General features: G+C 44.9%; 6 protein-coding genes. 3 read left to right on the top strand and 3 right to left on the bottom strand.

Going from position 1 to position 9,157, the window contains the following annotated elements; translation table 11 throughout:
* The first annotated feature begins 157 nt into the window (after positions 1 to 157).
* Positions 158 to 1,495: a GGDEF domain-containing protein gene (locus tag R8O70_RS24515; RefSeq protein ID WP_065275066.1), complete on the top strand. Its 1,338-nt coding sequence runs from the start codon at positions 158 to 160 to the stop codon at positions 1,493 to 1,495.
* Between the two features lie 143 nt (positions 1,496 to 1,638).
* On the opposite strand, the gene R8O70_RS24510 is transcribed toward R8O70_RS24515, so the two are convergent.
* The 3 genes from R8O70_RS24510 to R8O70_RS24500 all read right to left on the bottom strand — a co-directional run bounded on the left by R8O70_RS24510 (position 1,639) and on the right by R8O70_RS24500 (position 5,806).
* Positions 1,639 to 3,009 carry an SLC13 family permease gene (locus R8O70_RS24510; RefSeq protein WP_065274401.1) on the bottom strand — a complete coding sequence of 457 codons (1,371 nt, stop codon included), beginning with the start codon at positions 3,007 to 3,009 and terminating at the stop codon, positions 1,639 to 1,641.
* Between the two features lie 219 nt (positions 3,010 to 3,228).
* The gene (locus R8O70_RS24505) at positions 3,229 to 3,963 is read right to left on the bottom strand and encodes a vancomycin high temperature exclusion protein (protein ID WP_005388862.1); all 735 of its coding nucleotides are present in this window, start codon (positions 3,961 to 3,963) and stop codon (positions 3,229 to 3,231) included.
* A gap of 154 nt (positions 3,964 to 4,117) precedes the next feature.
* Positions 4,118 to 5,806 carry an NAD-dependent malic enzyme gene (locus tag R8O70_RS24500; protein WP_005377977.1) on the bottom strand — a complete coding sequence of 563 codons (1,689 nt, stop codon included), beginning with the start codon at positions 5,804 to 5,806 and terminating at the stop codon, positions 4,118 to 4,120.
* 213 nt (positions 5,807 to 6,019) lie between these two features.
* Here R8O70_RS24500 and R8O70_RS24495 point away from each other — a divergent pair, with 213 nt between their 5' ends.
* Together R8O70_RS24495 and R8O70_RS24490 are read left to right on the top strand one after the other, a co-directional pair.
* Entirely contained in the window at positions 6,020 to 8,374 is a 2,355-nt protein-coding gene (locus tag R8O70_RS24495; protein WP_318184400.1) for a helicase-related protein, read from the top strand.
* Between the two features lie 288 nt (positions 8,375 to 8,662).
* Entirely contained in the window at positions 8,663 to 9,040 is a 378-nt protein-coding gene (locus R8O70_RS24490; RefSeq protein WP_005377965.1) for a hypothetical protein, read from the top strand.
* Positions 9,041 to 9,157: the final 117 nt, after the last annotated feature.

The following is a 9,157-nucleotide window of genomic DNA, read 5'->3' as shown; positions in this document are numbered from 1 at the left end:
TGGCGCTGGACTAAACAAAGGCCCCCTTTTAGGGGGCTCACACAAAGCCACCTTCTTTAGAAGGTGGTAATTTACTTATTGATAAATCACCTTGATTTCATTTTTTGAAATTATTGAACCTCACGTATTGCATATAATCTCAGCAGGTCACTTGCTCATGAAGTGGATCCATAACTTTATCTTTGCTCTTTCTATTTGCACTATCAGTTTGGTTGCCCTTTATAGTGTGCTTGGCGATACGCGAAAGCTGACCATTACACCTGAGCATTTCAATATCTATGCAACTAAAGATGCCAGTGAAGGAGGTGTGAGTGAGGCTGATATCACATACGATCGGCAAAGCCTAGTTCTTAGCTGTGAACTAAAGCAGAGCTCGTATGCTTGGCCTTACTGCGGAATCTCGGTTTATACCGATTCAGCAACGCCAACACAGGGTATTGACCTTTCCAACTACCATACGATTCGATTGAAGGTGCGATATGAAGAGGCAGGAATAGGGGCTAACCCTAGCCACGACCTACGTTTGTATCTTCGCAATTATAATTCTGAGTATTCCAAGCCGGACGACGAGTACACCATTAAATATAATGGCATGCAGTTTTCTCCGTCGGGTTCGAGCGATATTGTCGAAATTCCGATTAAAAATCTTCAGGTGATGACCTGGTGGTTAGCGGATAACGGAGTCGCGATTGAGCACTCTGCACCTGAATTTTCAAACATCACACGTATTGATATTGCAACTGGGTCTGGTGCGGCACTTGGTAAACATAGAATTGTGATTGATAGAATTGAGTTTGAAGGCGCTTACCTTGCGCAAGAAACATTGTTGTATGCATTATTACTCTCTTGGATGGCGCTTGGACTGGCTTTTTCACTGCATGAGTTACGAAAAAATAGAGTGGCTTATGAAAAAGCGCAAAAGCGTCACCGTCATTTGGAAAAGGTGAATGATACTTTGCGAGCTCAAAACTATGAGTTTGCAGAGTTAGCGCATCGAGATGCTTTGACGGGCGCGATGAACCGATATGCTGTGCAACACTGGCTGGAACAACAATCTCGTCAGGTTCGCTGGGGGCATAACACCTTCAGTATTCTCTATTTGGACTTGGATAAGTTTAAAAAGGTGAACGACAAATTTGGGCACCAAATGGGGGATGACATATTGCGCGAATTTGTCATGGTGGTAGCGACTTCTATTTACTCAGACGATCGACTCGTTCGTTGGGGCGGCGAAGAGTTTGTCGTATTTTGCCCTGATACCAATATTGAACAAGCGCTAGAGAAGGCAGAAATGATTCGCAAAAATGTGGAGGATCATTTGTGGGTGCACGGTGAATCATTAACTTGCAGTATTGGCGTTGCCCAAATGCAGAATGAACGCGTCTCAGAAACCATGGCGAGAGCTGACGAAGTGTTGTATCAGGCGAAGCGCAATGGTCGCAACCGAGTGGAAGCTCATTATGGTTTACTTGCTTGCGAAAAGAAGCAAGCCTGATAGTCGTTCACTAAAAGGAAAGAAAAAAGGTGGCCAACTGGCCACCAAGAGGGAAACTGCTGAACATCACTTAGGGGGGGAAGTTTGGGTTATCGATACGATTACCGTGAGCAGCAGTGTAATGCTAATCGAACTTGCTATTTTTACCAGAACAACCAAGCGAAAAGCGTTAGTGCAGCAATACAGGCAATGTTTAATACGAAACCAATTCGCATCATTTCTTTTTGCTTGATATGACCCGTACCGAACACAATCGCGTTTGGAGGTGTTGCAACTGGTAACATAAATGCACAAGATGCAGCGACGGCAATCAGTGCAGAAAGAATAACCGGAGACATACCCAAGGCTTCTGCAATGGTCGCAAATACAGGGACAAGTAGCGCAGCACTGGCGGTGTTACTCGCAAACTCAGTCAAGAAGACAACAAAAGCAACCACTGCAAGAATCGTTAAGAGAATACCGGCTTGCTCAAGGAAGCCTGACAAGCTATGAGCCAAAAATACGCTTGTTCCGGTTGTTTTTAGGACGTTACTCAGACAGATACCACCACCAAATAGGATTAACACACCCCAGTCGGTTGTTTTCTCGATATCTTTCCACTCGACGGCGCGAGAAGCACCAAGTAGAAGGATGGCGCCAATAGCTACAAGAGTATCGAACTTCGCGAAGCCACCCAGCATAGCGTTAATAGGCTTACTGAATATCCACAACGTCACGGTCAGTAAGAAAATCGCCAACGTAATCATTTTGCCGTTTGTCCATTCGACTGGTTGATGGTCAAGGTCAAACTTGTGGCTAAGGTCAGGCTTAGTCATCGTGTACAATACGAGGATAGCGATTGGCATTAATACTAGGGAAATAGGTACACCAAACTTCATCCATTCAGTGAAGCTAAGGCCAACTTCAGCTGCTGCAATTGCGTTTGGTGGGCTACCAACCAGTGTTGCAATACCACCAATTGAAGCACTGTAAGCTATACCGAGTAGAACAAACAAAAAGGTGTTGTGGTTTTTCTTGGCGTCTAGCTTTGCCATCACACCCAGCACAAGCGGTAACATCATCGCGGCGGTGGCGGTGTTTGAAATCCACATTGACAGGCCAGCACTCACACCAAATAGCATGAATACAGCGACAGACATTTTTCCTCTTGCCAGCAATAGTACTTTATCTGCAATAGCTTGATCTAACTTTTGTTTATGTAGAGCCGCAGCTAGTGCAAAACCACCCAAAAATAGAAAAATGATGGAGTTGGAAAAGTTATTCAGTGCGGCTTGAGTGTTGAACACACCCAAAAATACCGCAAGTAGTGGTATGAGCAGCGCAGTAATGCTGACGTGAATCGCTTCGGTTAGCCACAAAATAGCAACAAAAACTAAGATGCTCAGGCCGGTTACTACTTGTGGTTCAAAGGGTAAGGTATTAAACAAGATAATGAACAATAGGATATTCGCGTTCAAAATCATGCTGTTGCGAGTGAAGAACCAATTCTTCAATGTCACAGCGAGTGCGGTCATGGGTAGTGCTCCTTTTGCATTGCCTTTTGTCGGTTTTTTTATGGCAAAGTAACTGACTTGTAGTTATTTATTGATGAAATGTTACTTTGAATGCGAAAAAGAGTTTTGCCTGAATCGTAGAGCAAATTAGAAAGTGTGATGTTGAGAATTGGAAATGGGTAGAAAACTACCCATTTGTTTTATAGAAATGTTACTAGGCTTGTGAGCCACGTTATTCCTCTATTCGACGGGGACTTGAAGAGGCTCGTTAGCTGCTTTATTTGGCTCTTTTACTGCGACGATAGGTTCTTGAGGGCCAAGAAACTTAGGCTGCGTATTGATAATATACAGGTCTAAAAACGCTTTCACACGGGCTAGCAGTTCTCGAACACGCATCGATGTTTTTTGCTTGTTGGCCGTCGGCCCTGCTACCGCGAGACACTGCGCATCAATGCTGTAAGCATCAGCGATGAACAGTGCGCGTTCGCAGTGAAAGCGTTGAGTCACAATCAGAAATCGCTCCGAAGCAAAAATTTTTTTTGCTCGTACAATCGAATCTAAGGTACGAAAGCCAGCATAATCAAGGTGAATCACTTCTTCAGGCACGCCTGCTTTAAGTAAGTCGCGTTTCATTGTCCACGGTTCGTTATATGAACGGTGGGCGTTATCACCACTCAATAAAAACTGTTTTACTTTGCCTTGGTTGTAAAGCTCAATCGCCGCATTAATGCGATGAGTGTAGTAAGTGTTGAGGATCTTTCCGATGTATTTACTGGTACCAAGAACTACGGCAACCTCATGTTGAGGGATTTGCTCGTATTCAGTGAAAATGCTCTCTTTGGCTTGTAAAACCACCCACCGGTCGATGGCAATAACAGAAACAAGCAGACTAAGTGCAGAGATCGACAAAATCAAAGCAAATCGCTTCCAGGAAAATTTCAGCTTCCACTTTGATCTTATGCGAGAAAACAACAAAACGTTTTATATCCTTAACTAAAAATGTAGTTCTCATCATATCTGATAGAAACAAAAAGAGAGAAGCCCATTTATGCCAAAATCTGGTTAGGATGATAAAAAAATAAAAGCCCCTACATGGTAGGGGCTAATTATTAAACGAATTGTCTCAAGCTTAGAACGCAGTGCGTTTGTAGCGGCGGTAAACAGGTTGCCAGAACGACTGTTCAATCGCCACGTTCAATGCTTCATCAGTAATTTCTAATGCGACACCTTGTTCAATTGCCTTTTTACCAACGGCAAATGCGATTTTTTTCGATACTAAGTGGATCTCTTCCAGTGGTGGAAGTAGTGCCCCACGACCGTTGATTGCTAGAGGAGAACATGTTGCGAGCGCGCGGCTTGATTCCATTAGCATCTCGTCAGTGACACGTTTTGCATTGACAGCAAGTACACCAAGGCCAATGCCTGGGAAGATGTAGCTGTTGTTACATTGTGCAATAGGGTAAGTGCGACCTTCATGAACCACTGGCTCAAATGGGCTACCTGTTGCAACCAGTGCTTCACCATTTGTCCAACGAATGATGTCGTTCGGTGTCGCTTCCACGCGGCTTGTTGGGTTCGACAGTGGGAAGACAATCGGACGCTTACAGTGTTTATGCATTTCTTCGATGACTTCTTGGCTAAATAGGCCAGGAGCACCAGAAACACCAATTAGTACCGTTGGCTTGGCGTTACGCATAACATCGAGTAGTGAGAAGCCATTTCCTTCATTTTCCCACTCTTTCGTATTGGTATGCTTTTGCACCAAGCGTTGTTGGAAATCAAGAAGGTTAGGCATGCCTTCTTGTAACAGACCCCAACGGTCAACCATGTAAACTTGTGAGCGAGCTTGCTCGTCAGAAATTCCTTCCGATACCATTTGTGCGATGATCGCTTCTGCGATACCACAACCAGCAGACCCTGCGCCTAGGAAGGTAATACGTTGTTTAGAAAGCTGAGTTCCTGCTGCTTTACAAGCTGCAAGTAGAGAGCCAACAGTAACAGCAGCAGTACCCTGAATATCATCATTGAAGCAACACACGCGGTCTTTGTAACGCTCAAGAAGAGGCATCGCATTTTTCTGAGCAAAGTCTTCGAACTGGATCAAAGCATCAGGCCAACGGCGCTGTACCGCTTGGATAAACTCTTCTACAAATGCATCGTATTCTGCACCCGTAATACGAGGATGACGCCAACCCATGTACATCGGATCAGCTAAGCGTTGCGGGTTATTGGTACCCACATCAAGCACGATTGGTAGCGTGTAAGCAGGGCTGATACCACCACACGCGGTATATAGTGACAGTTTACCGATAGGAATACCCATGCCGCCGATACCTTGGTCACCCAAGCCAAGGATACGTTCGCCATCTGTCACAACAATCACTTTAACGTTGTGGTTTGCTGCGTTGTTCAGCAAGTCGTCAATACGGTCACGGTTCGGGTATGAAATGAACAGACCGCGACCACGACGGTAAATGTTAGAGAAGTTTTCACATGCTGCGCCAACAGTCGGCGTGTAGATGATTGGCATCATCTCAGAAATGTGATTTTGCACTAGGCGGTAATACAATGTTTCGTTGGTGTCTTGGATATTACGCAGATAAATGTGTTTATCCATATCGCTTTCGAAACTTTTGTATTGCTGGTAGGCACGTTCCACCTGCTCTTGGATAGTTTCGGTCGACTCTGGAAGCAGACCTTCTAAGTTGAATGAACTACGTTCTTCAGCAGAGAATGCACTGCCTTTGTTCAAAAGAGGGGTTGCTAAAAGAGCCGGACCCGCATATGGAATATATAGTGGGCGTTTATCGTTGTTCATTGGGTGCCTTATGTAGGGTTGAAGGATGCGCACCAAATTTTAACGGGTTCACTATTTAGTTGTAAACATGCGTTGATGCACATCAATGTAATGTCGCAAAAAAATTCAGATACCGACGAAAATATCGGCAATATTGGTTGTTTAGAGATACCTAAAGCAGGATTTTTTTACTTGGGTATAATGTTTTGCATCATCAAATCAAATCCAATTTCTATGTTTCAACTACCTATCGACAGCCTGCAAGCCGAGTTTGACCATCATGTAAGCCTTAACCATCTTGTGGTGGAAGCTGAAACCGGGTCGGGTAAATCTACCCGCTTGCCCATGTGGGCGGCAAAACACGGACGCGTTCTGGTTATTGAACCACGTCGAATTGCTTGTACCTCGCTGGCTGAATTTCTTGCGGAGCAATCTGGAGAGCCAATAGGTCGCAAAGTCGGTTACGCGATCAAGCTTCATGCCTACTTTGATGAAAAAACCCAAGTTGTATTTGTGACTCCGGGGGTTGCACTGCGTTGGTTTTCGGAAAACAAGCTAGCAGACTTTGATGTCGTGATAGTGGACGAATTTCACGAGCGACGCTGGGATATTGATCTATTAACCTCCATTTTGAAGCAAGAAAATCAACATCGATTGATCGTCACTTCCGCTACCTTAGAAGGCGAAAAGCTTTCTCGTTACCTGAATGCTAAGCGTCTGCGTTCGGAGGGACGTTGCTTTCCAGTCACGGTGACACATCGTTCCACAGACAGCCGCTATTTACCGAACAAAAAGGGATGTGAACAGGAGGTTGTCGGAGCGGTAAAAGAAGCACTGGAAGATGAAGATGGCGATATTCTTGTTTTTCTCCCAGGACGTAAAGAGATCGCCCAATGCGCGCAGATGCTACAAAGTTGCGGCGATGTCATGGTGGTTAAACTTCATGCCTCGGTCAGTGATGAAGAACGACATCGTGCGTTGACGGTACAAAAGCAACGGAAAGTCGTATTGGCAACCAACGTCGCGGAAACCTCTCTGACCATTCCTAATATCCGGGTGGTAATCGATAGCGGTTTAGAGCACAGAACTGTACAACGAAATGGACGTACAGCACTGACATTAACCAACATTTCTAAGGCCAGTGCCGCGCAGCGAATGGGGCGAGCAGGTCGCGTTACCGAAGGGGCTTGTATTCGTCTATATGGTGAGCACGCGCCTTTAGAATTAGTGACGCCTCCAGAATTACACAGAGAAGAGCTCGTCGAGCCCATGCTGGCAGCGGCTTGTTGTGGGTACCGTCTCTCAACACTCGATTTTCTCGACTCAATTCCCCCAAAGTCGCTAGAGGCATCTCATTCGACGTTGTTATCCATGGAAGCGATTGATGAGGATGGCAATGTCACGCAGCACGGGAGAAAAGTATATCCACTACCCATTGATGCACTGTTTGCCGATCTCGTTACCAGAATTCAAGCGAAGCCAGAGAAGGAAGCAATGATTGATTTGGCTGCCGCCTTATCTGTGCCTGCGCAGCTCTATCAGCGACAAAGTGGTGAAGTTGCTGAGCTTCTATCTCAAGAGGAGCCATACGGATGTGATGCCTCTTTACTGATCCGTTTGGTTCGAGGGGAGCAACTCTCAGGCATTATCATTGACGCTAGCGCGCTCGAAGAGGCACAAGGTTTAGCGAAACAAATGCGAGAAGTGTTTGAATTGCCGGAACTTGACGTTGCCTCTCGATATAAACGTGAAGCGCTCTTTTTCTCCATCGCCTCATTGCACCCTGAGCTTGTGTTTGTCCGACGAGCTCGTCGAAGAGATGCCCTAGGAAATGGCGTAGTCGAGATGCTGGTTGGGCGTAACAGCCGCTTTCCTGATAAAGAAGAAGCGGCCATCGTGCTAGATAGCCATAGCGTGCCAGGACGAGGTGTTAAGCAAACACTAAACCTCGCATCGGTTATGATGCCTATCCCGCTGACGTTATTACGCGAACTTGAATTTGGGGAGTGGCAACAAGGTGAGACGAATTATGAAGAAGAGACGCCAAGAGCAACAATGCACTTGGTCTACGCCGGACGAACAATCTGTACTGAACATCAAGCGTTAAAAGGTGATGTTGCTGTTCAGTCTATTGTCGAAATGATAGAAGACGAGACACTGTTACCAGGTTTTGCTTCTCAAAGAAAACAGCAAATCCAACACTGGAAACTCTACAACGCATTGGGCCTTAATGTCGAAGGAGAAGAGGTTAACGACTTGGCCTCCTTGACATTTTCTAGCTGGTTAAAGGATCAGTTGGAAACATTAGGCGTTGAAAACATCGATGATATGGCGTTGTTTGAACCAGAAGACTTAACATTTAATGGTGTTCCAGAATGGGAATACGACGATTTCACGGAGCAGTACCCTTTAGAACTTTCGCTGCCAGAACTCCAACTAGATGTCGAGTATTACGCGTCTCGCAAGCTGGTACAGGTCGTTTATCGAGAGGGAAACCGTAAGGGAGACCCGAAGCGTTGGGAGCTGCCACGCTGGGCTGGTTGGAAGATACAGTATAAAAAGGCCAGTCGAGTGATTGATGTGAAGTAGGTCGGCGGATGACGTTGTGACGAAAATGGATATTTTCTTGGTGAATCTATAATGATTTCATATTGATAGCGTTACTTACGTGTTGTTTTTAGTTTCTTAATTGAAATATTAATCAATTGAATGATTATATATGGCGAAGCTGTACATCAGTTGTTACAAAGCTGGTTTTAATATTTCCTTTTGTATGTAAATTAGGGCATAAAAGACGAATGTTTTATATCCCATTGCTATATCAAAACAGTTGAACGATATTTGGTATATCTCATTTTCGAGTGTCGGGGGCATAGAATGGATCAACAAGGAAAGACGTGCATTGAATTCGACTACACTAGCTTTTTAGGAGCGACAGGTAGTAAAAAATGGACCTTTTTAGAGGCATTTGCCACCATCGCGCCTATTTTCGGTTTGATGTGGAAACAGAACATTGCGGAATTGAGCAAGCCTGAAGATCGGTTGTGGGATGCCGCATTAAAATCGATGTCTTCTCGTAAAAGTGATGAATCCAATTTGGTCCGCTTAACCCAGCTAGCTAAACATGAAGGGATCAATGAATTGCGAGTCGTTATGCCATATTCGCTCGACGTTCAGCAAATCGAGTACATAGAATCTCGCAGTCAGTTGAAAGTGGACACGTCAGAACAAGATGTTCTTAACATCAAGTTTTAGGCTGAGTATTTCCACTGCATCGATGTACTACTTAACAATATGACCCGTCCTGATATGGGTTGACACTTTTTAACTAAAACGCTCGATGTACTTCATCGGGCGTTTTGTATTTTAAAG

Source organism: Vibrio sp. 779(2023), from assembly GCF_033344285.1.
Taxonomy (GTDB): Bacteria; Pseudomonadota; Gammaproteobacteria; order Enterobacterales; family Vibrionaceae; genus Vibrio; species Vibrio alginolyticus.
Note: the sequence above shows the minus strand (reverse complement) of the source record. Positions and strands in the feature narration are given on the sequence as shown.